Origin of the sequence: Weizmannia acidilactici (assembly GCF_008974225.1) — a bacterium.
Classification (GTDB): domain Bacteria; phylum Bacillota; class Bacilli; order Bacillales; family Bacillaceae_C; genus Weizmannia; species Weizmannia acidilactici.
On record NZ_BKZR01000008.1, the window covers coordinates 58,688 to 83,578 of the forward strand.

The following is a 24,891-nucleotide window of genomic DNA, read 5'->3' on the forward strand; positions in this document are numbered from 1 at the left end:
AAAGGGAGAGGTAAATGGTTCCTGCAGATTCAGTATTTATGTTTGTGTCGACAGCGCTGGTATGGATCATGACGCCTGCAATTGCGCTTTTTTACGGGGGCATGGTAAAAAGCAAAAACGTTTTGAGCACGGCCATGTACAGCTTCGGTTCGCTCGGAATTGTTTCGGTATTATGGATTCTTGTCGGTTATTCCCTTGCATTTTCCACAGGCGGCAACGCGATCCTGGGCGATTTAAGCTGGGCAGGGCTGCACAATGTCACATTTAAGCCGAATGCGGATTACAGCGCAACCATTCCGCATAATTTATTCATGATGTTCCAAATGACTTTCGCTGTTTTGACAATTGCCATTATTTCCGGTGGATTTGTCGGGCGGTTACGTTTCTCGGCTTACTTGATTTTCATCTCTTTATGGTGCGTGCTTGTTTATGCGCCGGTTGCTCACTGGGTATGGGGTGTTGGCGGATGGCTCCGCAACCTTGGCACACTGGATTTTGCAGGCGGGAACGTTGTCCACATTTCTTCCGGTGTTGCAGCACTTGTGCTTGCGCTTGTTCTTGGTAAACGGAAAGAAGAAGAGACCGGGCGCCATAATTTAATGCTTGTTTTGCTCGGCGGCAGTCTCCTGTGGCTCGGATGGTTCGGATTTAACGTAGGAAGCGCGTTAACTTTAAATGATGTTGCGATGTACGCATTTATCAATACGAATACTGCAGCGGCTTGCGGTTTAATTGGATGGGCCGGAATCGAATGGATCGTCAACAAAAAACCAACTTTGTCCGGTGCCATTTCCGGTGGCATTGCAGGGCTGGTTGCGATCACGCCGGCGGCAGGATTTGTCACGCCAATGGCATCCATTTTGATCGGTTTGGTCGGTGGCATCGTCTGCTTCTGGGGTGTCACGTATTTGAAATCGAAACTCGGCTACGATGATACGCTCGATGCATTCGGCATTCATGGCATCGGCGGCACATGGGGCGGCATTGCAACAGGCTTGTTCGCAACAAAAGCGGTCAATTCAGCCGGCGCGAACGGCTTGTTCTACGGCGACCCGACGCTCGTTTTAAAACAGCTTGTCGCCATTGTCTCCACGTACATTTTCGTCGCAGTTGTCTCATTTGTCATCATTAAAGCCATCCAATTGTTCATGCCGATCCGCGTCGATGAAGAAGCTGAAATCAAAGGCCTAGACATCACGATGCACGGCGAACATGCTTATGGCGAGCCGTATGAAGAAGTCGCACATGAACATGCTGCAGCAAAATAATGTGAGAAAAGAGCCGGAGACACCGGTTCTGTTTCCGGGCTGCTGGGAATTTCCTGGCAGTCTTATTTTTGGTGTAATAAAGCCGGACAGTTGTCATCCACTGGGAAAAATCAGGCAGCCTTGTTGTTTACGCGTACAAAAGTCGGACGCAATATGAATAGAGATTGGAAATAATTTCTTTTGTGAAAAAAGCAGTGAGATACCATAACGCGTACAGGATTACCGCTTTTTGTAGCTATGTAACCGCCCCTTTTTTGCGCAGTATTATAAAATTTTTGCAAAATCATGTAAAATAAGTGCATGTAGGGTTTTGTGGGGGATGGGGATGCGCAGAATAAGAGTTTCATTACAGACAAAAATATTGGGGCTTGTTCTCCTGATGTCATTTTTCATTATCGGGACGCTTGCAAGTTACTTTATGATCATGGAAAGCCGGCAAATTGAAGCTCAGGACGGCCGCCTCGCTTTGGAGATTGCGAAAACGGTCGCGACGATGCCGACGTTAATTGATGCGTTTCAAAGCAAGAATCCGGCTGAAACGATCCAGCCGCTTGCGGAAAAAATCCGCATGCAGACAGGCGCGGAGTTTATCGTCGTCGGCAACAGGGAAGGCATCCGCTACTCACATCCGCTAAAAAACCGGATTGGAAAGAAAATGGTGGGCGGAGACAATGAGCGGGCGATTTTAAAAGGCGAATCATACATATCGAAAGCGAACGGATCGCTCGGCCCGTCGCTGCGCGGCAAAACGCCGATCCGTGACCGGAACGGGAAAATCATCGGTGTTGTATCGGTCGGTTTCATGCTGAGAGACATTCACGAGCAAATGGACAACCGTGCGAAAGAAGCCGGGGGTGTCGCGCTGCTTTCTTTTTTGGCCGCCGTATTGGGGAGCGCGCTTCTTGCGCGGGATATCCGCAAAGACACAATGGGGCTCGAACCGTACGAAATTGCGGCACTTTACAAAGAAAAACGGGCGATTTTGCATGCGGTAAAAGAAGGGATCATTGCGGTTGACCGTGCAGGTTTTGTGACCACAATGAACCAGCCGGCAAAAAACTTGCTGCGTATTGGCGGTTCTGTCAGGCGCATGAAAGTCGATGAGTTGGTTCCGGCTTCCTTTTTTTATGAGGTAATGGAATCGAAACGGCCGAAGATGGACCGGGAGATGGTATGGAAAGGCCGGACGCTGATTGTAAACAGTACCCCGATCCTGGATGAGCATGGGGAAGTACAGGGGGCCGTGGCATCCTTCCGCGACAGGTCTGAAATCGAAAGGATGGTCAATACATTGAGCGAAGTCCGCAAATATTCGGAAGATCTGCGCGCCCAGTCCCACGAGTACGCAAATAAACTGCATGTCATCTCCGGGTTGTTGCAGTTGGGGGCATATGAGGATGCCGTCGAATTTATCCGCGCAGAATCGGCAAGCCTGCAAAACCAGCATGCCCGTGTTTTTCAAAATATTAAGGATTCAAAAGTCCAGGCGGTTTTGCTGGGGAAACTGGGCAGAGCATCGGAAAAGAAAATCCATTTTGATATCGATCCGAACAGTTCTTTGCAATCGCTTCCAAAATATATCGATTTATCCCGGTTGATTGTCATTATCGGCAATTTGCTGGATAACGCTTTTGAAGCAGCGGCAAAAGCGCAAAATCCAACGGTCTTGTTTTTTGCGACAGATTTGGGCAGCGATATTGTTTTTGAAATCAGTGATAATGGAACCGGTATAGAACAGACAATGCTGGGACGTATATTTGAAAGGGGTTTTACGACGAAAACGGGAGAAGCTGCGAGGGGATTCGGGCTGTCCAATGTCGACCACGCCGTTTCCGAATTGGGGGGATTTATTGAAGTCCACAGCAACCCCGGGGAAGGGTCGGTTTTTACCGTCTATTTGCCGAAAGGGGAGGAGTGACGGATCGTGAAAACTATAAAAGCGGTGATTGCTGAAGATGATTTCCGTGTGGCGCAGGTACATGAAAAGTTTTTGGGGGAATTTCCTTGCTTTAAAGTCGTGGGCAAAGCGCTGAATGCAAAAGAAACGCTGCAGTTGGTTCGGGAAAAAAAGCCTGACTTTTTGCTTTTGGATGTTTATTTTCCCGACCGGCTCGGCGTTGATTTGCTGGCTGACCTTAGGCTCCAGTTTCCGCATTTGGACATCATGATGATTACGGCAGCCGCGGAAAAAGATTTTATTGAAAAAGCGCTCCATTATGGGGTTGAGCATTATTTCATCAAGCCGGTATCACTGGATCAATTTAAACGCGCGATCAAAAAGTACTTGGATAAAAAAAGCCTGTTTCAAACGGCGGATACAGTTGACCAGGCGTGGGTCGATTCGCTGTTCGGGGCGGCGCGGCAAGAAGCGGCTTCTAAAGAAACGCCGCTGCCGAAAGGGATTGATGCGATTACGCTCGGAAAAGTGAAAGCGGTGCTACTTCCGGACCAGGGGCAGTCCGCGGAGCAAGTCGCCGAAAAAATCGGCGCCTCTCGGACAACTGCGCGCCGCTATTTGGAATACTTGGTTTCGGCACATATTTGCAGGGCAGAAGTGGAATACGGCATTGTCGGAAGACCGGAACGGAAATATTACCTCGTGTAAAGCACGGGCCTCCAGAAAAGGATAAAGCGGCGCTGAACTTTTGAAAGATTTTCCAAGAAACGGCGTTAAAGTCTGACACTACGGCCGTTCTCCCCCTTCTCTTTTTCCGGAATCAGCGGTAACTAGAGGGGAATCGGTGGTCTTCCCTTGGAAATCGTCGGAAGGTTAGAAAAAATCAGCGGAAAGGTACGAGAAATCGGCGAAAAGTAGAAAAGAAGAGAGGATAGCCGCATCCCCATTAGAAAATGGCTGAAAAACCGGCGGTGAATCTTGAAACAGCAGCCGGTCAGCCTACTCATTTTAGAGAAATCAGCGAGGACATTGAAAAAATCAGCGAACTTCCTCAAAAATCAGCGAAAAGATCTATTAAATCGGCGGTGCCACACAAATAATCGGCGCCGGGCAAAAAAACAGGAGGAAGCGGCACTGAACTTTTGCAAGATTTCCCCTAGAAACGGCGTTATAGTCTGACACTCCGGCCGTTCTCCTCCTCTCTTTTTCTGGAATCAGCGGAGACGTTGGAAATATCGGCGGGCGTCCCTTGGAAATCGGCGGAAGGCTCGAAAAAATCGGCGAAAAGTAGAAAAAGAAGAGAAAAGAGCCGCATCTCCATTAGAAAATGGCTGAAAAACCGGCGGTGAAACTTGAAACGGCAGCCAGTCAGCCTACTCATTTTAGAGGAATCAGCGAAAACATTGAAAAAATCGGCGAATTTTCTCAAAAGATCAGCGAAAAGGCCAATAAATCAGCGGAAACGCCCAAATAATCGGCGCTGAGCAAAAAAACAGGAGGAAGCGGCGGGATCAGCCCCGCTTTTTCGTGGACAAAATGAATCTGAGCGGTGGAGGCGATTGCTCGGGCCTGCAGGAAAATCGCCCTGGCTTTTCGTGGACAAAACGAACCGGGGCTGCCCAAACCAGTGTGATGGGTACGCTGTTTTTCGTGACTAAAATGAATTTGGAGCGCAAAGAATTGCCAAAACCGGCGGACAATTCCGCCGGTTTTTTGACAAAATGACTTCAGGGCGGTGCAAGCGATGCCTGAAGCCGGACGGGACAATCCCGCCGCTTTTCCGTGCACAAAATGAACAAAATGTCCAAAAAGGATTTTATATCCCTAATGTTGCAAACGCTTACAATACTTCTTTGTTTGAGTAAACTGGAGATAAACGAACAAAGGGGTGGCTGTATGTTAGCGTTAATGGGTTTTTTTATGATCATAGTTTTTATGTTTTTAATCATGACCAAACGGCTGTCCGCTATGATTGCTTTGATGGTCATTCCAGTTGTATTTGCTGTAATTGGCGGGTTTTGGAAAGGGATCGGGAAAATGGCGCTCGACGGGGTATCAAGCGTTGCGCCGACCGGCATCATGATTTTGTTCGCGATTTTGTATTTCGGGCTGATGATTGATGCAGGATTGTTCGACCCGGTGATTTCCACGATTTTACGGGTCGTGAAAGGGGATCCGCTGAAAATTGCGATCGGGACGGCGGTTCTCGTGATCCTCGTTTCATTGGACGGGGATGGGACGACAACTTATATGATTACGATATCTGCGATGCTGCCGCTGTACCAAAGGATCGGGATGAAGCCGATTGTACTGGCGGGGATCGCGGTTTCGGGTTCCGGTGTGATGAATCTCCTTCCGTGGGGCGGACCGACGGCGAGGGCAATGAGCGCGCTCAGCCTTGAGTCTTCCGAGTTGTTTACACCGGTCATTCCTTCCATGATCGGCGGCTTGCTCTTTGTACTATTTATCGCTTTTTATCTTGGAAGAAAAGAAAGGAAGCGCCTTGGGATTGCCAATACGGAAAATGAGGTATTTCTGGAGCAGGCGGCAGCCATTGAAGTGGGGGAAGGCAATGTGCTGAAACGCCCGAAACTGATCTGGTTTAACGGGCTGTTAACGATTGCACTGCTTGTCGGATTGATTATGGAAGTGCTGCCGCCGGCAATTTTGTTCATGCTCGGTTTTGCAATCGCCGTGATGGTGAATTACCCGAATATGGAAGTGCAAAAAGAGCGGGTGGCCGCTTATGCAGGAAATGCCTTGTCGGTCGTCTCGATGATTTTCGCAGCCGGCATTTTTACAGGGATTTTATCCGGTACGAAAATGATTGACGCAATGGCCAATACGCTGATTGCACATGTCCCGGATGCATTGGGCCCGCATTTTGCGGTAATTACGGCATTGATTAGTGCGCCATTTACATTCTTCATGTCCAATGATGCGTTTTACTATGGCGTCCTGCCACTCATTGCAAAAGCTGCCGCATCATACGGCCTTGACCCGGCGGTGATCGGCAGGGCATCATTATTGGGGCTGCCTGTCCATCTGTTGAGCCCGCTCGTTCCGTCCACTTATTTGCTTGTCGGTATGGTCGGCGCAGAGTTTGGCGACTTGCAGCGGTCATTTTTAAAATGGGCATGCGGATCGGCGCTTGTCATGATTGTTGTGGCGCTGGCCGTCGGCGTCATTCCGTTTTAAAATGGCTTAAGCGAAAAGGGCAGGATCCCCTTTCGCGAAACTGGGAAAACCCGATGAGAACAATTATTTTATCTCACCGGGTTTTCTTGTTTAAAAGGGGATTTTGGAACAGCTAGTGCGTGAATACTTGTAAAACGATCATTAGCCAGTTTATTGGCCGGTGAATAGTGATGGAACAGTTTTTAAAGCCGTTTCGTAGCGGGATAGTTCTGAAAAGGTTTAGAGAAGTCCTCCCATGTCTATTAACTCTCGGAAACCGGAAAGAAACGGTTTAGAAGGGTCACCTCATGACCATTAAGCTTCGAGAAAAGGGAAGAAACGGTCGAGAGAATACGCCTCCAGACCATTATGCCACGAAAAAAGGATCAAAATGGTCCTTATGGGATTTCTAAAACAGTCATCTGTTAGAAAAGACATGGAAGCTTTTTCAATGGCAGCCCGTCGCGCGGCCTTTGCTATAATGTATACCCTCAACCATAGGAAAAAGGAGCTGCCCGGCATTGGCCGGAGCAGCCCCTTTTTTATGTTTCACCGAAAAACGGATTCAAGTGGATGAGTACTTCCCGGATATGGTCGTTTCTTTTCATCAGGGCCTCTTTGATTTTTTGGCCGAGGTTATGGCCTTCAAGGATCGTTTTGTTGTAATCGATGGCAATGCGGATATCAACGAGGATGTAATTGCCGTATTCGCGGGCGCGGATGCGGTCAATGCGCCGGACGTCCGGGAAAGAGTGGATCGTATGCTCGAGTTCTTCGAGCAGTTCAGGATCGACATTGCTTTCCATTAAAATGTTAAACGACTCCGCCAAAATTTCCTGGGCGATCCGGAAAATCAAGTAAGCGACAAAAATACTGGCCACTTTATCGCCGTATAAAAGAAGCGGCAGATGAAACTTGCCCCCGATAATAGACAACACCACCCCGAAAGCCGCGGCAATTGATGCGGCAATATCTGCCTTGTGGTCATAGGCAATCGCTTCGATTGCCTTGCTGTTATGCGCCCGGGCAATTTTTAAAGAATAACGGTATAAAAGCAGTTTGGCAATATATGAAAAAACGGCTGCCCATAAAGTAAGGAGGGAAGGGGATTCGGTGGGGTGGAAAAATCCGATCACCGCTTCAAACACGACATAAAATGCGACAAGCAGGAGCAATAAGCCGACAATGCCGGAAACAATCACTTCCGCTTTGCCGTGCCCGTACGGATGGTCGGCGTCCGCCGGTTTGTTGGCCACTTTAATGACGAGCAGCACGATGACCGACGCAAAAACATCCGCCGCAGAGTGGATCCCGTCCGCAAACACGGCATCACTATTTCCGAGCCAGCCGGCAAGCGTCTTTCCGGCCATTAACACAATATTGCTCCAAACGCTGATCCACGCAACCTTCCTGGCAAGCGATTCGCGTGCCGTGATCATGCTTCCACCTCCAGCGTTGTCATCAATTGATTCTTTTTGCCGGATCTGAATGGGACCGCAGCAATTGTTGGCCCATTGCCTCAGGGGCTGCATCCCGCTCGACCGTATAACGCGGCCGCTGTTTTGATTCCTGGTAAATTTTGCCGATATATTCGCCGATTAAGCCCAGGCTCATCAGCATAAAACCGCCCAAAAACCAGATCGAAATAATAATGGATGTCCAGCCGTCATCCACATGGCCAAAGAATTTCACAAAAAGGGCATAAATGCCGGCGATACTACTCGATAAAAATGTAAAAAGGCCGACAAGCGTAATGAGGCGGATCGGCACGACGCTGAAAGAAGTGAGGCCGTCAAAGGCAAAAGCGAGCATTTTTTTGAGCGGATATTTGCTCTCGCCGGCTGCCCGTTCTTTCCGGTCGTAAAGCACTTCAGCTGTTTTAAAGCCGATCAGCAGCACCACGCCACGCAAAAACAAATTTTGCTCTTTAAAGCGGGCAAGTTCCTCGAGGGCGCGTTTGCTCATCAACCGGTAATCTGCATGGTTGTAAACAAGATCTACGCCCAGTTTTTTCATCATCCGGTAATACCCTTGTGCGGTCGCCCTTTTAAAAACGGTATCTTTTTCCCTACTTTTCCTTACGCCGTATACAATGTCACAGCCTTCCCGGTATTTCAGCAAAAATTCGCGCATGACCGAAACGTCGTCCTGCAGATCGGCGTCAATGGAAATGACGCAGTCTGCTTCTTCTTTTGCCGCTTCAAGCCCGGCGAGCAGCGCTTTTTGGTGCCCAAAATTGCGCGAGAGTTTCAACCCTTTGACAAGCCGGTTTTTCTTTGTCATTTCTTCAATGATCGGCCATGTCTGGTCGCGGCTGCCGTCATCGATGAAAAGAATGTTGCTTTTCGGCGAAACGAGGCCTTCATTCATAAGGGAAAAAATCGTTTCTGTTAATTGCCGTTCGGTTTCATATAAAACGGCTTCTTCGTTGTAACAAGGAACAACAATGGTGAGTATAGGGTTATCCATAGTTGCGGACCTCCAAACAATATTACGGATATTTTTTGTAAGGATGCGCAACTTTATGCAGAATTTAGAAGAGCGGTAGAGGCATCCGGCACGTGGAAAATCAGCCGGAAATGTGGTATACTAAAATACGGAGTCATATAAAAATGATAAATATATTTATCCTATTATATTATAGCAAACATCAAATAGAAACGTCAAATATTTTGCTTACAGTTAGGAAGGTGCCGAATTTATGCCACACGACGAAGAATGGATACAAGAGCAAAAACGTGTTGATTACACGGTTGGAAAAATAAAAAAAGAAAAAGAGGAGCTGCTTTCAAAAGTAAGGGCAGTCCGGGGCGAGGCACAGGAAATCCGCAATACGTTCTGGGAAGATGTGACGGTCAACCTGGACGAGCCGGACGATGTCGTGGAAACCTCCGCGAGCGTCCGCCAGCAGGCAGAACTCCTTGCCGAGCGTGAGCGGAGCTACGGCCATATGGAAAAAAACGTGAAGCAACTGGATCGCCTCATTTACTCGCCTTATTTTGCCCGTGTTGATTTCCATGAAGAAGGGGAGACGTCCGAGCCGATTTACATCGGGACCGCCTCCTACCGTGATGAGGACGAATATCTCGTATATGACTGGCGTGCGCCGATTTCAAGTATTTACTATGACGGCGTTCCGGGGCCTGTTTCGTACCAGGCGCCGGACGGCAGGCGCGAAGGAGTCATGGATTTAAAGCGGCAATTTTTAATCCGCCGCGGAAAAATTGAAGCGATGTTTGATACCGGGTTGTCAATTGGCGATGAGATGCTGCAGGAAATTCTTGGGCATCACGCGAGCACCCATATGAAAAGCATTGTCGCAACGATCCAGAAAGAACAGAACCGGATCATCCGCGACGTTTCAAGCAACCTGCTGTTTGTGCAGGGGGCTGCCGGCAGCGGAAAAACGTCAGTTGCCCTGCAAAGGATCGCGTATTTATTGTACCGTTACCGCGACTCGCTCCATTCCGAGCAGATTGTCCTGTTTTCGCCGAACCAGCTGTTTAACCACTATGTTTCAAAAGTGCTGCCGGAACTCGGGGAAAACAATATGCAGCAGACCACTTTTCTCGAGTATGCCCAGGCCCGCGTCGGAAAAGCTTTAAAAGTTGAAAGCCTGCTTGATCAGATGGAAGAGTCGCTCGAAGGGAAAACAGAACATAAAGAAACTGCGCAAATCAAAGGCAGCCTCGAATTTTTCCGTGCCGTTGAAGACTATGCAAAAAAACTGCTTGAAGGCGGGATCATTTTCCGCGATATCCGCTTTAAAGGCGAAACGATCATTTCGAAAGAAGACATTGCCGCCATGTTTTACGCCTATGATGAAAGCTATTCGCTGCCGAACCGTTTCCAGCTTGTCAGCAAACAATTGCTGAAAGAACTGGAGCGCATTTCAAAAGAGGAGCGCAAAAAACCGTGGGTGGAAGAAGAAATCGAACTGCTCGGGCAGGAGGCTTTTTTGGCGGCCCATAAATACGCCGAAAGAAAAATGCGCCAGAACAGGGATGATTTCAGCGGTACTGCCTATGAAAAAGAATTTTTGGCGCGAAAAATTGTCAACCGCCGCTTCAGCTCGATCCGAAAGCATATTAAGCAGTTCCGGTATTTCCATATCCGGGCGCAGTATCTGGACTTCCTGAAAAAAGCGCCGGAATTTGTCCGTGGTGCAGAAGGTCCGCTCGATGCGAAAACGCGGGCTGCATTCCAGGAAGGCTGGCTGCCGTTTGAAGACACGGTGCCGTACATGTATTTGCTCGACCTTGCAACTGGCAAAATGATGAGCAGTTCGATCAAATATGTTTTTATCGATGAAATCCAGGATTACTCGCCGGTTCAGCTGGCTTATTTGCGCTATCTGTTCCCGTACAGTAAATTCACAATGCTCGGCGACTTGAACCAGTCGATTTTCGGCACAAGCGGCCGACCGCAGATGGAACTGATCAAGGACATTTTCGGGGAAGAAAAGGCACAGGTCGTTTATTTGACAAAAAGCTACCGCTCGACAGCCGCGATCACTCGCTTTACGAAAGAAATTTTACAAGACGGGGAAAAAATCGAATGGTTCGATCGCGAAGGCGCACTGCCGGTTGTGGCCGTTGCGGGGAGTCAAGAGGAAGCCATCGCGAAAATCACGGCTTATGTGAAAAAATTATCCGCGGAAAGCAACACGGTCGCGATCATCGGCAAATCGCGGAAGCAATGCGAGGAGGCTTACGAAAAACTGCGGGAAGAACTGGATCTGACGTTTATTGAAAAAGAATACAGCGGCCTCCCGGAAGGTACGATCCTCATTCCGTCTTATCTCGCGAAAGGGTTGGAATTCGACAGTGTCATTGTGCTCGATGTTTCAGCGGCCACGTACCACGATGAAGCGGAACGCAACCTGCTGTACACGGTCGGCACCCGGGCCATGCACAACCTTGTTTTGGTCAGCAACGGCCCCGTGACCCCGCTGCTCGATAAAGTGCCGGAGGATTTGTATGTGGAGGAATAAAACATCCATGATCGTCTTGCTCGCAACCAAAAAAGGGCCTTCTCCACGCTACCGGATTAGTTTTTTCACAGAAAACGTGAAACAGGGCGGAATATCAGCCGAAGCTTCCCCTTTTCCCGGGCAGGATGGAAGCATTTACCACTTCCAAATGGTAAACTAATGTTATGAAAAACGTAAGGGGAGAGGAAAATGGTTCTGTCACAAAAAATACTGCCGGCTTCGGCAAACATGAAGGAGTTTGAAAAATTTTTAAAAAGTGATTACGAGACAGGAATTTTCCTGGAATTGCACATTTCGCAGCTGAAGCATATCGCAGCAATGGCAAAGGCAAGCGGCAAAAAAATGATTTATCATGTGGACCTCATCCAAGGCCTGAAAAGCGATGATTACGCAACAGAGTATTTATGCCAGGAATATAAACCGTACGCGCTGATTTCCACCAAATCCAATGTCATTCAAAAGGCGAAACAAAAAGGGGTCATTTCGATCCAAAGAATGTTTCTGATCGATTCACATGCCCTTGAAAAAAGCTATAAATTGATCGAAAGGACGCAGCCGGATTATATTGAAATTTTGCCCGGGATTGTGCCGTGGATGATCACGGAAGTAAAACAAAGGCTCGGCATTTCGATTTTTGCCGGCGGATTGATCCGCACCCGGGAAGATGTGGAAAATGCGCTCAAAGCGGGGGCAGAGGGCATCACAACTTCGGACACGGAACTTTGGGATATGTTTGCGGCAAGAAAATAAAAATAGCTAGTCAAAGCGGCGGCCATGATCATAGGCCGCCGGGAACTTAAATTTTTTTGTGAACATTTATTGACAGAACGGGAAGTAAGCGTTATCATCTTAAATAAGTTAATAACTTTGACGGAGAACAAGGAGATCACCTTACTCGCAGCGATCCAATTGCGGTAGTGGGGGTCTTCTTGTTCTTTTTTGCGGAAAGGAGGAAGATTCACCGTTCATCACACGATTGTAAAAGGGGGAGCGGGAAATGAGCCCATTTCTTGGGGAACTGATTGGAACTGCCATTATCATTATTTTTGGCGGGGGAGTATGCGCCAACGTCAATTTAAAAAAATCATTTGCTTATAACGGTGGCTGGATTGTAATCACGTTCGGATGGGGGCTTGGCGTCGCGATGGCCGTTTATGCAGTTGGAAAATACAGCGGAGCCCACTTAAATCCGGCCGTCACATTTGGCCTTGCATTTAACGGGGACTTTCCATGGTCCAAAGCGGCGGAATATATTGTTGCGCAAATGATCGGCGCCATGATCGGAGCGGCTGTTGTGTTTCTCCACTTTTTGCCGCACTGGAAAGAAACGGACGATCCCGGCATAAAACTCGCCGTATTTTCTACGGGCCCGGCGATCCCGAACTATTTTGCGAATATGCTGAGTGAAATCATCGGAACTTTTGTTTTGGTGCTCGGAATCCTTACCATCGGCGCAAATAAATTTACAGATGGTCTCAATCCGTTTATCGTTGGCATGCTGATCGTTGCGATCGGTATTTCGCTCGGCGGCACAACCGGTTATGCGATCAATCCGGCACGCGACCTCGGTCCGCGGATTGCTCACTTTTTGCTGCCGATCCCGGGAAAAGGCCCTTCCAACTGGAAATACGCATGGGTGCCGGTTGCAGGCCCGCTGTTGGGGGGGGCACTCGGAGGCGTTTTTTACCATGCTGTATTTAAAGGCGACTGGACACCTTCCTTTTGGTATGTTTTGCTAACGTGTTTGCTTTTATTACTGGTAATATGGATGGTAGAAAACAAGAAAAAGAACGTATGAGGGGGAAACGGCATGGAGCAGTATATTTTATCGATTGACCAGGGGACAACGAGTTCAAGGGCGATCCTGTTCAACAAAAACGGGGAAGTCGTACACACCGCGCAGCAGGAATTTACCCAGTATTTCCCGAAACCGGGCTGGGTCGAGCACAATGCAAATGAAATTTGGGCATCGGTGCTGGCTGTTGTTGCAACCGTTTTAACAGAGGCGGATATCCAGCCGAAGCAGGTGGCCGCGATCGGAATTACAAACCAGCGCGAAACGGCAGTCGTTTGGGATAAAAATACGGGCCATCCGATTTACAACGCGATCGTTTGGCAGTCGCGGCAGACAGCGGGGATTTGCGCCGATTTAAAAGCAAAAGGGCATGAAGACATGATCCGCCAAAAAACAGGGCTTTTGGTCGACCCGTATTTCAGCGGCACAAAAATCAAATGGATCCTCGACCATGTTGACGGGGCAAGGGAACGTGCAGAAAAAGGCGAACTCCTTTTCGGGACGATCGATACATGGCTGATCTGGAAATTTTCAGGAGGAAAAGCCCATGTGACCGACTATTCTAATGCGTCAAGGACGCTGCTTTATAATATTTATGATTTAAAATGGGATCCGGAACTACTCGGAATGCTCGATATCCCGGCCTCGATGCTCCCTGAAGTCCAGCCGTCCTCCCATGTTTACGCCAAAACGGCACCGCATCATTTCTTCGGCGAAGAAGTCCCGATTGCGGGTGTGGCTGGCGACCAGCAGGCGGCATTGTTTGGGCAGGCCTGCTATGAAGAAGGCATGGCGAAAAATACGTACGGTACCGGCTGCTTTATGCTCATGAACACCGGCGAAAAAGCGGTTGCGTCAAAACACGGGCTTTTGACCACACTTGCCTGGGGAATTGGCGGAAAGGTTGAATATGCGCTTGAAGGCAGTATTTTTGTCGCCGGATCCGCCATCCAATGGCTGCGCGATGGGATGCGCATGATCAAAGACAGCGCCCAAAGCGAATCGTACGCGGAACGGGTCGAATCAACCGATGGTGTGTATGTTGTGCCGGCATTTGTCGGGCTCGGCACGCCGTACTGGGAAAGCGATGTGCGCGGCGCGGTGTTCGGGCTGACGCGCGGCACGACGAAAGAGCATTTTATCCGCGCCACCCTCGAATCACTTGCCTACCAGACGAAAGATGTGCTGGATGCGATGGAAGCAGATTCGGGTTTGCCGCTGAAAACATTACGCGTGGACGGCGGAGCGGTGAAAAATAATTTCCTTATGCAGTTCCAGAGCGATCTTTTAGGCGTACCGGTTGAGCGCCCGGTCGTGAGCGAAACGACCGCCCTCGGTGCGGCGTATTTGGCGGGCCTTGCCGTCGGATACTGGGAATCGCGCGAAGAAATCGCCAAACAATGGAAAATCGAGCGCAAATTTGAACCATCACTCGACGAAGCTTTACGCGGCGCCCTGTATGCCGGATGGAAAAAAGCAATCCAAGCCACAATCGCTTTCAAATAAGAAAAAAGTTTTGTTATAATTGTTAAAAGTTCATATTCTTGTCAAGAGATGCAGAGAGACCTGGCTAGTTTTATGGAAAAATTTCCATAATGCTTGTTACAGGTCTCTTTTTGATTTTTGGCTCTGTTCAATTTTCCCGAGGAAGTCACGTCTCCCGCGGGAAAAAAGGGCCGGGCGGGACCCCGTCTTAGGAAGCGGGTGAATTTCCCGATCATCAAATAACGGAGGCGACGGAAATGGAATTTTCAAGTAAACAGCGTGATCAAATTTTACAAAAGATGGGCGAAAAGGAATTTGACTTGCTCGTAATCGGCGGCGGCATCACGGGGGCGGGCATTACCTATGATGCAGTGGCGCGCGGCATGTCCGTGGCGCTTGTTGAAATGCAGGACTTTGCGGCCGGCACCTCGAGCAGATCGACCAAACTTGTCCACGGCGGGCTCCGGTATTTAAAACAATTTGAAGTGAAACTGGTGGCTGAAGTCGGAAAAGAACGGGCGATCGTTTATGAAAATGGGCCGCATGTGACAACGCCGGAATGGATGCTGCTTCCGTTCCACAAAGGGGGGACGTTCGGCGCGTTTACAACAAACATCGGCTTAAGGCTGTACGACTTTTTGGCCGGCGTAAAAAAACAGGAACGGCGGAAAATGCTGTCGGCCGCGGAAACATTGGAAAAAGAGCCGCTCATTAAAAAAGACGGGCTCAAAGGCGGCGGTTATTATGTTGAATACCGGACAGACGATGCGCGGCTGACGATCGAAGTGATGAAAGCGGCGGTTGCACACGGGGCGCTTGCCGTAAACTACGCAAAAGCCGAAGATTACCTTTACGAAAACGGCCGCATCACAGGAGCCCTTGTCCGCGACCAAATCAACGGGAAAACTGTAAAAGTGCGGGCAAAAGCGGTAGTCAATGCGACCGGCCCGTGGAGCGACAAAATGCGGGATAAAGATGCGCCGGGGAAAAAACGGCTGCGCCTCACGAAAGGGGTCCACATCGTCTTTGACCAAAGCATATTCCCGCTCCGCCAGGCCATTTATTTTGACACGCCGGACGGCAGAATGGTTTTTGCAATCCCGCGCGGCGGCAAAACGTATGTCGGCACAACGGATACGTTTTATGACAAGGACCCGGTGCATCCGAAACCGCTGCCGGAAGACATTGAATATCTTTTAAAAGCAATCCGTTTTATGTTCCCATCTGTAAAAGCAGCTGTCCGTAATGTGGAATCGAGCTGGGCCGGTGTCCGCCCTTTGATTTATGAAGAAGGGAAAGACGCATCCGAAATCTCGCGTAAAGACGAAATTTGGGAAGGGGAAAGCGGCCTGATCACGATCGCCGGCGGAAAACTGACGGGCTATCGGAAAATGGCGGAAACCGTCGTCGATCTTGTTGCGAAAAGGCTCGATGGCAATTTCCGACCGTGCCAAACGAAACATCTGCCGATATCCGGCGGTGATGTCGGCGGTTCAGAAAATTTCCCGGCTTTTATTGAATCAAAAAGCAAAGAAGGGGAAGATTGCGGCTTATCTCCTGAAGCAAGCAGTGCGATTGTGGAAAAATACGGCACGAACGCGGACCAGCTTTTTGTGTATGCGAAAAACGGGGGCGATGCCGGGCTGCCGCGGGAAGTGTATGCATTGCTCAAATACGCGGTGGAGCAGGAAATGGCCGTTAAACCGGTTGACTTTTTCATCCGCCGCACCGGTACGCTTTTCTTTGACATCAACTGGGTTCGCCAATGGAAAGAGCCTGTCATTGCCTGGATGGGGCGCGAATTTTCGTGGGATTCCGATACGGAAAAACAATACAGGGAAGAATTGGAAGAAGCGATCCGCGAAGCCGTGCCGGAAATGTAGCGTCCACAACCCAAAGTGGGGGCAGCTGAAATGGAAAATCAGGGTGAGGAGGTTTGGGGAACCCCCGGAAAAAATCGGTAGTGGAACTTGAAACGGCAACTGGTCATTTCATCCATTTTAGGAATCAGCGGTAACATTGAAAAAATCGGCGGAACTGCCCAAAAAATCGGCGGACATCCTTTGTAAATCAGCGGAAAGGTACAAGAAATCGGCGAAAAATAGAAAAAAAGAGAAAAGAGCTGCATCTCCGTCAGAAAATAGCTGAAAACCGGCGGTGAAACTTGAAACGGCAGCCGGTCAGTCTACTCATTTTAGAGGAATCAGCGGAAACTAGAGGGAAATCAGCGATCTTCCTCAAAAAATCAGCGAAAAGACCAAAAAATCGGCGAACATCCTTTGGAAATCAGCGGAAAGATAAAAGAAATCGGAGAAAAATAGAAAAAAAGAGAAAAGAGCCGCATCCCCATTGCAAAAATGCAGATTGATTTTGCAGAATTTAAAGACCTGGAATGGAAATTGGACATGGTGGCCGTGCTCGGCGGCATGCAGCATGAATTTGACCAAATCAACAACATCGAGCCCCCGGAAAGCTACAAAAATATCCATACAACGATTGAAAAAGTGATGAACGAATACCAGTATGTTGTTGACAATTACTTGGTCTCCGTTGCCAATCTGGCTGCGGATTTAATCTTCAACTGTGCCGAACCATTTGGATGCCTGGGTCCAGTATCCTCAGGACGCGACCGATATCAGGGCAAAGCAGCTTTCGGGGCAGGAGACCGCGACAAAGCAACGCTTTCCTCATCCATCCATGATCTTTGCCTATAATGGCAGAAGAAGTATTTTTAAGAAAAAATGAATTCGGCGTTGGAAAAGTCCGCAATTTGTAGCCAAAAACTTTGTTTCACAAAAAGCGGCGTGCCGTACAGGGCATCTCGCCGTTTTTTTGCATACCTCTAAAAAAACAAAACCTTTTCAATATAAAAATAATGAAAATAAAGTGAACCTGTTATATAATAGAAATATAATTCGAACCACTAAATTGTAAGCGCAAACAAAGGGGATGGAAACGTGAAGATCAATTTTCGGAATCTTACAGTGCAAGTGGTTATCGGCATCATTTTGGGGATTATCGTAGGGCTTGCCTCCCCGAAATTCGGCGCCGAGCTGAACATTTTGGCCCAATGGTTTATTAAACTCATTAAAATGCTCGTTCCGCCGATCATTTTCTTTACGGTCGTCATCGGCATCGGCGGCATGGGCGATTTGAAAAAAGTCGGCCGTATCGGAGGCAAGGCGCTCATCTATTTTGAAGTCGTCAGCACCATTGCGCTCGCCATCGGGCTCATTGTCGTCAACCTGATTCAGCCGGGCCACGGCATTGATACGAGCCAAGCCAAGACAAGCGAGGTTTCGCAATTTGTCACCCAGGCGAAAGACAACGAAACCGGTTTTATCGGCTTTATTTCCAATATCATTCCGGAAAGCATTGCGGGCGCATTCGTACAGGGCGATCTTTTGCCGATTTTATTTTTCTCCGTCCTGTTCGGGGCCGCCGCGGCATCTTTGGGGGAAAAAGCGAAACCGGTCATTCGCTTTTTTGAAGACATGACCGAAATCTTCTTTAAAATTGTCGGCATTGTCATGAGGGTGTCGCCGATTGCCGCATTCGGGGCGATGGCCTATACGGTCGGCCAATTCGGCGCCAGCTCGCTGATCAACCTCGGCGAATTAATGGCATCCGTTTACTTGACGATGATCATTTTCATTTTGCTTGTGCTCGGCAGCATTGCGAAGATATTCGGGTTCAACATTTTTAAATTCATCGCCTATATTAAGGAAGAACTTTTGCTTGTGCTTGGGACTTCATCATCGGAATCGGCGATGCCTTCTCTGATGAAAAAACTCGAAAACTTTGGCTGCTCGAAATCTGTTGTCGGCCTCGTTGTCCCGACCGGCTATTCTTTTAACCTGGACGGTACCGCCATTTACTTATCCATGGCGTCTATCTTCATTGCGCAGGCGTACAATGTGCATTTAACGATCGGTCACCAAATCATGCTGCTGTTGATTTTAATGCTGACCTCAAAAGGGGCGGCGGGCGTGACTGGCTCCGGTTTTATCACACTGGCCGCAACATTGTCCGCATTCCCGGTGATTCCGGTTGCGGGGATTGCCCTTCTGATCGGCGTCGACCGGTTCATGTCCGAATCGCGCGCGATCACGAATATTATCGGAAATGCGGTGGCGACCGTCGTCATTTCCAAAACGGAAAAAGAATTTGAGCGCGTGGCAGAACCTGCAGCGGTTGCCGAACATACTGAATCGATTCCATCATAAAAAGAAAGGCGCTCCCGATCGGGGGGGTTGAAATGTTAAAAAGCGGTGAGATGCCACAACCGGCCGCCGCTTTTTTTTCAACGGCATTCCAATCAGGGGTGCCTTTTGTTTTTGCGGCATAGCATTATAATCCGGCATGATTTTATAGTAAAATAGGAAAGCAAACGGTAATAGAATGGAGAGAAGCAACTTGATTGGCAGGAAAAAACAATTGGAGAAAGAACAGGAGCTTGAAAAACGCATTGCCGAACTGGAGGCGGAAAAAGAAAAAATGCAGGAGCAGCTAGAAACATGGCTGGCTGGTTTTCACGAAGAGCTTTCCGCCACCATTGCCCAGCATGAGCTTGTGAACGGGCAACATCTCGTCCTGCGCGATTTGGTCACGAAAATCGAAGATAAATTCAAAAATATTTCTTCCATCACCAAAGAAAACTCCGAGCATTCGATTGTTTTGGGCGAAAAAGGGGAAAAGCTGAATGAGCTCGCCGCCGGTATGGTAAAAGAATCGCAGGCAGGCCGCCAATATGTTGATAATACGGCAGAAGCGATCCGCCGGCTGGGGGAGCAAATCCGCAAGACGCAAAATGAGATTGCGCAGCTGCACACAAGATCAAGTGAAATCCGGGAAATTGTCCAGGTCATCAAAGAAATTGCCGAACAGACAAACTTGCTTGCCCTTAATGCCTCGATTGAAGCTGCACGCGCGGGCGAACAGGGAAAAGGTTTTGCCGTCGTAGCCTCGGAAGTGCGGAAATTGGCGGAAAGCACGGCAAAGAGTACGGAAAATATCAACGCGCTGACGCTTTCCATCCAAAAAGATATTGAGTCTTCCCTCGAAGCGACACAAAAAAGTGCCGAGCTTGTGGACAACGGCGTGTCGGCCAGCACCCTTGCAGCCGAAAAAATTGCTGAAGTACTGCATACAATCGAAACAAGCCAGGAAAATATAGAAAACATTCGGCAAACAATACAACTGGAAAAAGATGACGCCCTTAAAGTCCGGAAAGAAGTGGAAGAAGCAACAAACCTGTTCGGGGAAGCATACGAAACGATCCTTCAGCATATTGAAGACGCAACAGTGGTGGATCAGAAACTCGAAGAAGGAATCAGAAGGACCGCTGCCGCTCGTAGCCTGAAATAGAATAGGAAAGGAAGTGGAGTGCTTTGGAAAACCGGAGTGAGTCGCTGCGAAAAATGCCGCTGTTTAAAGGGATGGGAGATTCAGATTTGGCTGTGATTGCCGCCGTATCCGTTAAGAAACATGTCGAAAAAGGAGACCATATTTTTTTCCGGGGCGACCCGCAGGAAGCCGTGTATTTTATTGAACAGGGAGAAGTGAAAATTTATCGTACCGATGCAAACGGCAAAGAGCAGATCGTCACGCTGCTCCGCGACGGCGACATGTTCCCGCACGTCGGCTTTTTCCGAAAAATCCGCTATCCCGCCAATTCAATGGCCGCCACCGATACGGAACTTCTGGCCGCCCGAATCGCTGATTTTGAAAAAGTGCTGCTTGACAACCCTAAGCTGACGATGACCTTATATGGCGTGATGAGCGATGAGATCCTCGACTTGCAGGACCGCCTCGAAGCCCAAATTTTAAACAATGCCTATGAGCAAGTCATCAAACTTTTCCTGCGCCTCGCCCGCACGCACGGCATCCAAACCGGAAACGACCATGTGCTCGTCAAAATCCCGCTCAACAACTCAGACCTCGCCAGCATGATCGGCGTCACGCGCGAAACGGTCAGCCGGACGATTCACCAGCTTAAACATAAAAACCTCATCATCCCGCAAGAAAAAGGAACCTATCTGATCCACCAGGAAAAACTGACAAACGAACTGCTCGGGGTCTGAAAATGGATTGGGCGGAGATGTTCCAAAAATCGGTAAACTGACTTAGGGGGGGAAAATTTTCCCGGTGATGGTTTTGAGTATCTCTGTCACGACCGTTAGAGAATTAATTCCCCGAAGAAACGGTTCTGAGAAGTCATCTCAAGATCATTAGAGGAAAATTTTCCGGAAGAAATGGTTCTGAGAAGCAATGTCACGACCGTTAGAGGAAGATTTCCCCTTAGAAATGGATCTGAGAAACTTGCTCAAGACCATTTGAGAAAAATTTCTGCTTAAAAGGGGCTTTTGGGACAGATCCAAAAACGGGGAGAACTGTACACGGAAATGTCCTTCATAAAGGTGATGAAAGACAAAAGAAAGGCGAACCGGGTGCCAAATGTCTTTCATAAGAGTGATAAAGGACAAAAACAATCACAGTGAACCGCAATTTGTCTTTCATGAAGGGGCAAAGGCTGTCCCAAATCCATGAGGCAGCCTTCTAACGTGTTAAACGGCTTCTTCAAGCAGGCGCTTAAACAAAATATTGTTTTCCAAATGAATGTGCTGGAATGTATCATTTTCAAAGTTTTCCAGGCGGCGGTAAACAAGCTGGAATGTCCGGCATGCCCCTTCCGGAAGCGTGTAGTCATTCGTAATCTCACGAAGGCGGTGCAAAATATCGCCGACGGAAGCATGCTCGGTTTCAAGATCGGTCAATTCTTTTGTTGCAGTCGCCAGGTTTTCCGCCGTCGGATTAAGGTCATACGCGCGGATCGCCGGGAATTGTTCGGCATCTTCTTTTTCGGTATGTTCTAAGAGCTCCGCTTTCAAACGGTTGAACATTTCGTGCACTTCAACGAGATGCGGATGGTTCTCGCCGTGGACGCGCATTACTTTTGTCACATACGGACTCAAATTCGGCAGTTCCTCACGCAAAAATGCGTGGTAGGTCTCCTGGATATGGTTGACAATTTCCGTGTAGCTTGCTTCATTCCAATTTTTCTCATTGCCGCTGCCGGCATGTTTGTCGTATATTTCCTGAATCGCCGCAATCAGTTCATCTGCCGAAAGATTGCGTTTTTCCGCCGCTTCTTTCACAGAAACATTGCCGCCGCAGCAAAAATCAATGCGGTTTGCTTTAAACAGATCCGCTGCTTTCGGAAACAGTGTCACAATTTCCCCCACGGTCTGGCTCGTCGTAAAACGTTCCATCCAATCCACTCCTTTTCGGTTTGCTAATCTTATGATAATGCATCCGCTCCCGCTTGTTTGTGATGCATATCACATTAATTGAGAAAAATTCTTATTTGGGTCTTTGCTAAAAATTCCGGGGTATCCTTGCAGAAAAAATCCGGGCCAAGGAAAGATATCCACGAATGGTTCCAAATACCTGACGGGGTACACAACCCCAAATAAACAGAGTGCAAAACCCATTGGTGACCGCTATCGTGCATCCTAAAATGAAAAAGACGTTATATAAGTATATCTGCCTGAAAAATAAAAAGAGCGCCAACCACATTGGCGCCCTAAGAACTTATTCCGCTTTGCTTGCTTCCACTTCAACTGTAAATTTAATTTCATCACCGACCAGTACGCCGCCTGTTTCAAGCGCTGCGTTCCAGGTGAGGCCGTAGTCGCTCCGTTTTACGGATCCTTCGGCGCTGAAGCCGGCCGTTTCTGCACCGCTCATCGGGTTTTTCGACAACCCTTCAAACGTGACTTTGAATGTTTCTTCTTTTGTCACGCCGTGGATCGTCAAGTCGCCGGTAACATCATACGTATTGGCGCCCGTTTTCGTAACCGATTTGGAAACGAACGTAATATTCGGGTAGTTTTCCACATCGAAGAAATCAGCAGAACGCAGGTGATTGTCGCGGTCGGCATTTTTTGTATGGATGCTGCTTGCATCAACTGTAAAAGAAATTTTCGCGGAAGTTAAATCTTGCGGATCGGCTTCGATGTCCGCCTCAAATTTTTGGAAAGACCCTTTCACTTTCGAAATCATCATATGTTTTACCGTAAAATCAATTGAACTGTGCGCATAGTCTACTGCCCATTTTGCATTTGCCATCAAAAATTCCTCCCGGTCATTTATTTCTCAAAACTTACTTTTCGTAACCTAGTTTAATATCGTAAGTAAAAAAAGTCAAGAAAACCGAACCAACTTTTTAAAGCCGGTTCGGTTCCAAAGTTGATCAAAAGCGTGCTGCCTAAGATATGGAGTTCAGTTTTAAAAAATCAGGATTCAAACGGGAACCAGCCGGGCCTGGACACGATCCCGTTCCAAAGCGGTTCCGGAATAACAAGCCGTTCGCGGTCATCTTTTCGGAGCGCCGTTTGGATTTCATCTTCTTTTCCGGCGCGGATTTTTTCCACCCAGTGCGGTTCCATAATCAGCTCACGTCCGAGGGCAACAAGCGGCACACCTGTTTCCATTGCTTTCAAAACATCTTCGCCGGTATGCAGCGAACCGACGCCGATCACCGGCACTTTGCCGTCTACGCGTTCCAAAATCTGTTCGATGCGGGAGCGGCCCGGATCTCCGCCGCGGCGGGCATTCGACCAGAAATCCTGCAGTGAAATATGCAGATAGTCGAGATCTTTTTCAACGAGGGCATCCAAAAGCGCAAAAGTTTCGTCCATTGTAATGCCCGGTTCGTACGGTTCTTCCGGAGAAAGCCTATACCCGACTAAAAACGGCCGCCTGGTATGTTCGGAGACCGCTTTTTTCACTGCATCGACAACGGCGAGCGGAAAAGCGAGCCGTTTTTCCAGGCTGCCGCCCCAGCGATCATCACGCCGGTTTGTAAACGGGGAGAAAAATTGCTGAATGAGATAGCCGTTCGCACCGTGGATTTCCACCCCGTCAAAGCCCGCTTCAATCGCGCGCCGGGTAGCTTCTCCGTACGCCCGCACAATTTCCGCGGTTTCTTCGTCCGTCAATGCGCGTGCATGCACATTGCCGTTTGAAGAGTCCACTGCGCTTGCGCTGACGACATCCCCGTCCGGAACGAGCTCTGGCGGGCATTCGCGGCCGCCATGATGGATTTGCAGCACGGCTTTTGATCCGTTCTTTTGAATGGTTTCCGCAAGTTTCCTCATTCCTTCGATCATGCTGTCAACATGGGCGCCGGGCTGCCCCGGGAAAGCTTTCCCGTTGGCCGTTACGTTGGCGCATGCTGTAATCACGACACCCGGCCCATTGGAACGTTCCGCATAATAGCGGAGTTCGGCCTCGGAAACCGTTCCGTCATCGTTGGAGGAATAGTGGGTCATCGGCGCCATCACAATGCGGTTGTCCGTCTTTACGCCGCTTTTAAACGTCATCGGTTCAAACAATTTGCTGTATTTGTCCAACTTGTGATGCTCCTTTCCTGTAATTTCGTTCTTTTTTATTATGGTCCAATTTGTAAAAAAATTGAAACGAAACGCACCAGGACCTTTTTCGGAAAACGCTCCGGTTCGCAATTCAATGCGAATGAAATATGCTGCGGTTTTCTCATACAACATTCCCTGTTGATGAAAAATGAAAACGAAACGCACCAGGGAGATTTCGTACCGAATAGTCCCATTTCATTAAAAATCGAAGCAAATGCCCCGGCGCTTTTTTGCAAAAATCCGATTTCGTAATAAAACTGCAAAAAACGAAGCGGCACAACGGACAAAAAATGCGCATATCATAGAGGAAAGCACGCTTTACATCTTAGATTGGGGGACGTGTATGATGAGTGATGTCCTTCTACTGCTTCAAATGGTGGCAAAAAGGTTGAGTGTCCTTTCGCTTTTTGCGGCAGTGCTGTTGTTGTTGTCCCATTTATGGCTGTATACCGTCATTGCGCTGATCATTGCGGGATGTTTGCTCTGCATTGGCCGGATCATCAAAGAAAAATGCAGTGGGCCGGAAAGCGATCGACGCTGGTACACCCTGATTGTCGTGAGCGATGAAGTTTGGGATGATGAGGAGGACGCACCTTTTTTTGAAATGGATAGCGTTTCTTTGGAATTGCATTACCAATATGACGATATCCGCGGCATCAACCCGCAGATTCAGCTGCAGGAGCTGCCCGGCTTTATTTTAGTGGAAACGGATGACACAAAAAGAATAGATGAAACATTGGAAAACCCGTCCCTGGTCACAAGCAATTATGCGGAAGTGGTACGGTTTTTGAAAGCGAAAGCGGAAAAGTGAATTTTGTGGAAAAGACTTCCATTTCCCC

Annotated in this window: 20 protein-coding genes; 14 read left to right on the forward strand and 6 right to left on the reverse strand. The window is 48.5% G+C overall.

Going from position 1 to position 24,891, the window contains the following annotated elements:
* Positions 1-14 precede the first annotated feature (14 nt).
* The 3 genes from GBH70_RS04575 (at position 15) to GBH70_RS04585 (ending at position 3,873) form a co-directional block, all read left to right on the forward strand.
* The gene (locus GBH70_RS04575) at positions 15-1,268 is read left to right on the forward strand and encodes an ammonium transporter (RefSeq protein WP_151679926.1); all 1,254 of its coding nucleotides are present in this window, start codon (positions 15-17) and stop codon (positions 1,266-1,268) included.
* Positions 1,269-1,593: 325 nt separating this feature from the next.
* The gene (locus tag GBH70_RS04580) at positions 1,594-3,186 is read left to right on the forward strand and encodes an ATP-binding protein (RefSeq protein ID WP_151679927.1); all 1,593 of its coding nucleotides are present in this window, start codon (positions 1,594-1,596) and stop codon (positions 3,184-3,186) included.
* A 6-nt stretch (positions 3,187-3,192) separates the two neighbouring features.
* The gene (locus tag GBH70_RS04585; protein WP_151679928.1) at positions 3,193-3,873 is read left to right on the forward strand and encodes a response regulator; all 681 of its coding nucleotides are present in this window, start codon (positions 3,193-3,195) and stop codon (positions 3,871-3,873) included.
* Positions 3,874-4,590: 717 nt separating this feature from the next.
* On the opposite strand, the gene GBH70_RS04590 is transcribed toward GBH70_RS04585, so the two are convergent.
* Positions 4,591-4,932 (reverse strand): hypothetical protein, encoded by a 342-nt coding sequence (locus GBH70_RS04590; RefSeq protein WP_151679929.1) that lies wholly within the window; start codon positions 4,930-4,932, stop codon positions 4,591-4,593.
* 129 nt (positions 4,933-5,061) lie between these two features.
* Here GBH70_RS04590 and GBH70_RS04595 point away from each other — a divergent pair, with 129 nt between their 5' ends.
* Positions 5,062-6,363: a CitMHS family transporter gene (locus GBH70_RS04595; protein WP_151679930.1), complete on the forward strand. Its 1,302-nt coding sequence runs from the start codon at positions 5,062-5,064 to the stop codon at positions 6,361-6,363.
* Between the two features lie 521 nt (positions 6,364-6,884).
* Here the strand turns inward: GBH70_RS04595 and GBH70_RS04600 are convergent.
* A complete protein-coding gene (locus tag GBH70_RS04600) occupies positions 6,885-7,781 on the reverse strand; it encodes a cation diffusion facilitator family transporter (RefSeq protein ID WP_151679931.1) in 897 nt (298 codons plus the stop codon).
* A gap of 22 nt (positions 7,782-7,803) precedes the next feature.
* Positions 7,804-8,811, reverse strand: coding sequence for a glycosyltransferase family 2 protein (locus GBH70_RS04605; RefSeq protein ID WP_151679932.1), 1,008 nt, complete (start codon positions 8,809-8,811; stop codon positions 7,804-7,806).
* A gap of 232 nt (positions 8,812-9,043) precedes the next feature.
* Here GBH70_RS04605 and helD point away from each other — a divergent pair, with 232 nt between their 5' ends.
* The 9 genes from helD (at position 9,044) to GBH70_RS04650 (ending at position 20,698) form a co-directional block, all read left to right on the forward strand.
* Positions 9,044-11,335: an RNA polymerase recycling motor HelD gene (helD, locus tag GBH70_RS04610; RefSeq protein WP_151679933.1), complete on the forward strand. Its 2,292-nt coding sequence runs from the start codon at positions 9,044-9,046 to the stop codon at positions 11,333-11,335.
* Between the two features lie 189 nt (positions 11,336-11,524).
* Positions 11,525-12,085: a glycerol-3-phosphate responsive antiterminator gene (locus GBH70_RS04615; protein WP_151679934.1), complete on the forward strand. Its 561-nt coding sequence runs from the start codon at positions 11,525-11,527 to the stop codon at positions 12,083-12,085.
* A gap of 247 nt (positions 12,086-12,332) precedes the next feature.
* On the forward strand, positions 12,333-13,133 hold the full coding sequence (locus tag GBH70_RS04620) for an MIP/aquaporin family protein (RefSeq protein WP_151679935.1): 801 nt from the start codon (positions 12,333-12,335) through the stop codon (positions 13,131-13,133).
* A 12-nt stretch (positions 13,134-13,145) separates the two neighbouring features.
* Complete coding sequence (gene glpK, locus GBH70_RS04625) at positions 13,146-14,636, forward strand: glycerol kinase GlpK (protein ID WP_151679936.1); 1,491 nt, start codon at positions 13,146-13,148, stop codon at positions 14,634-14,636.
* Positions 14,637-14,872: 236 nt separating this feature from the next.
* On the forward strand, positions 14,873-16,498 hold the full coding sequence (locus tag GBH70_RS04630) for a glycerol-3-phosphate dehydrogenase/oxidase (RefSeq protein ID WP_151679937.1): 1,626 nt from the start codon (positions 14,873-14,875) through the stop codon (positions 16,496-16,498).
* A gap of 474 nt (positions 16,499-16,972) precedes the next feature.
* Complete coding sequence (locus GBH70_RS04635) at positions 16,973-17,329, forward strand: hypothetical protein (protein WP_151679938.1); 357 nt, start codon at positions 16,973-16,975, stop codon at positions 17,327-17,329.
* Between the two features lie 243 nt (positions 17,330-17,572).
* Positions 17,573-18,841 (forward strand): C4-dicarboxylate transporter DctA, encoded by a 1,269-nt coding sequence (gene dctA, locus GBH70_RS04640; protein WP_151679939.1) that lies wholly within the window; start codon positions 17,573-17,575, stop codon positions 18,839-18,841.
* A gap of 190 nt (positions 18,842-19,031) precedes the next feature.
* Positions 19,032-19,982: a methyl-accepting chemotaxis protein gene (locus GBH70_RS04645; RefSeq protein ID WP_172967542.1), complete on the forward strand. Its 951-nt coding sequence runs from the start codon at positions 19,032-19,034 to the stop codon at positions 19,980-19,982.
* Between the two features lie 23 nt (positions 19,983-20,005).
* A complete protein-coding gene (locus tag GBH70_RS04650) occupies positions 20,006-20,698 on the forward strand; it encodes a Crp/Fnr family transcriptional regulator (protein WP_253693479.1) in 693 nt (230 codons plus the stop codon).
* 483 nt (positions 20,699-21,181) lie between these two features.
* On the opposite strand, the gene ric is transcribed toward GBH70_RS04650, so the two are convergent.
* The 3 genes from ric to GBH70_RS04665 form a co-directional block, all read right to left on the reverse strand.
* Complete coding sequence (gene ric / locus GBH70_RS04655) at positions 21,182-21,886, reverse strand: iron-sulfur cluster repair di-iron protein (RefSeq protein WP_151679941.1); 705 nt, start codon at positions 21,884-21,886, stop codon at positions 21,182-21,184.
* A 322-nt stretch (positions 21,887-22,208) separates the two neighbouring features.
* Positions 22,209-22,745 carry a YceI family protein gene (locus GBH70_RS04660; RefSeq protein ID WP_151679942.1) on the reverse strand — a complete coding sequence of 179 codons (537 nt, stop codon included), beginning with the start codon at positions 22,743-22,745 and terminating at the stop codon, positions 22,209-22,211.
* Positions 22,746-22,912: 167 nt separating this feature from the next.
* Positions 22,913-24,031, reverse strand: coding sequence for an NADH-dependent flavin oxidoreductase (locus GBH70_RS04665; RefSeq protein ID WP_151679943.1), 1,119 nt, complete (start codon positions 24,029-24,031; stop codon positions 22,913-22,915).
* Between the two features lie 364 nt (positions 24,032-24,395).
* On the opposite strand from GBH70_RS04665, the gene GBH70_RS04670 reads away from it, so the two are divergent.
* The gene (locus GBH70_RS04670; RefSeq protein WP_253693483.1) at positions 24,396-24,863 is read left to right on the forward strand and encodes a hypothetical protein; all 468 of its coding nucleotides are present in this window, start codon (positions 24,396-24,398) and stop codon (positions 24,861-24,863) included.
* The last annotated feature ends 28 nt before the right edge of the window (positions 24,864-24,891 follow it).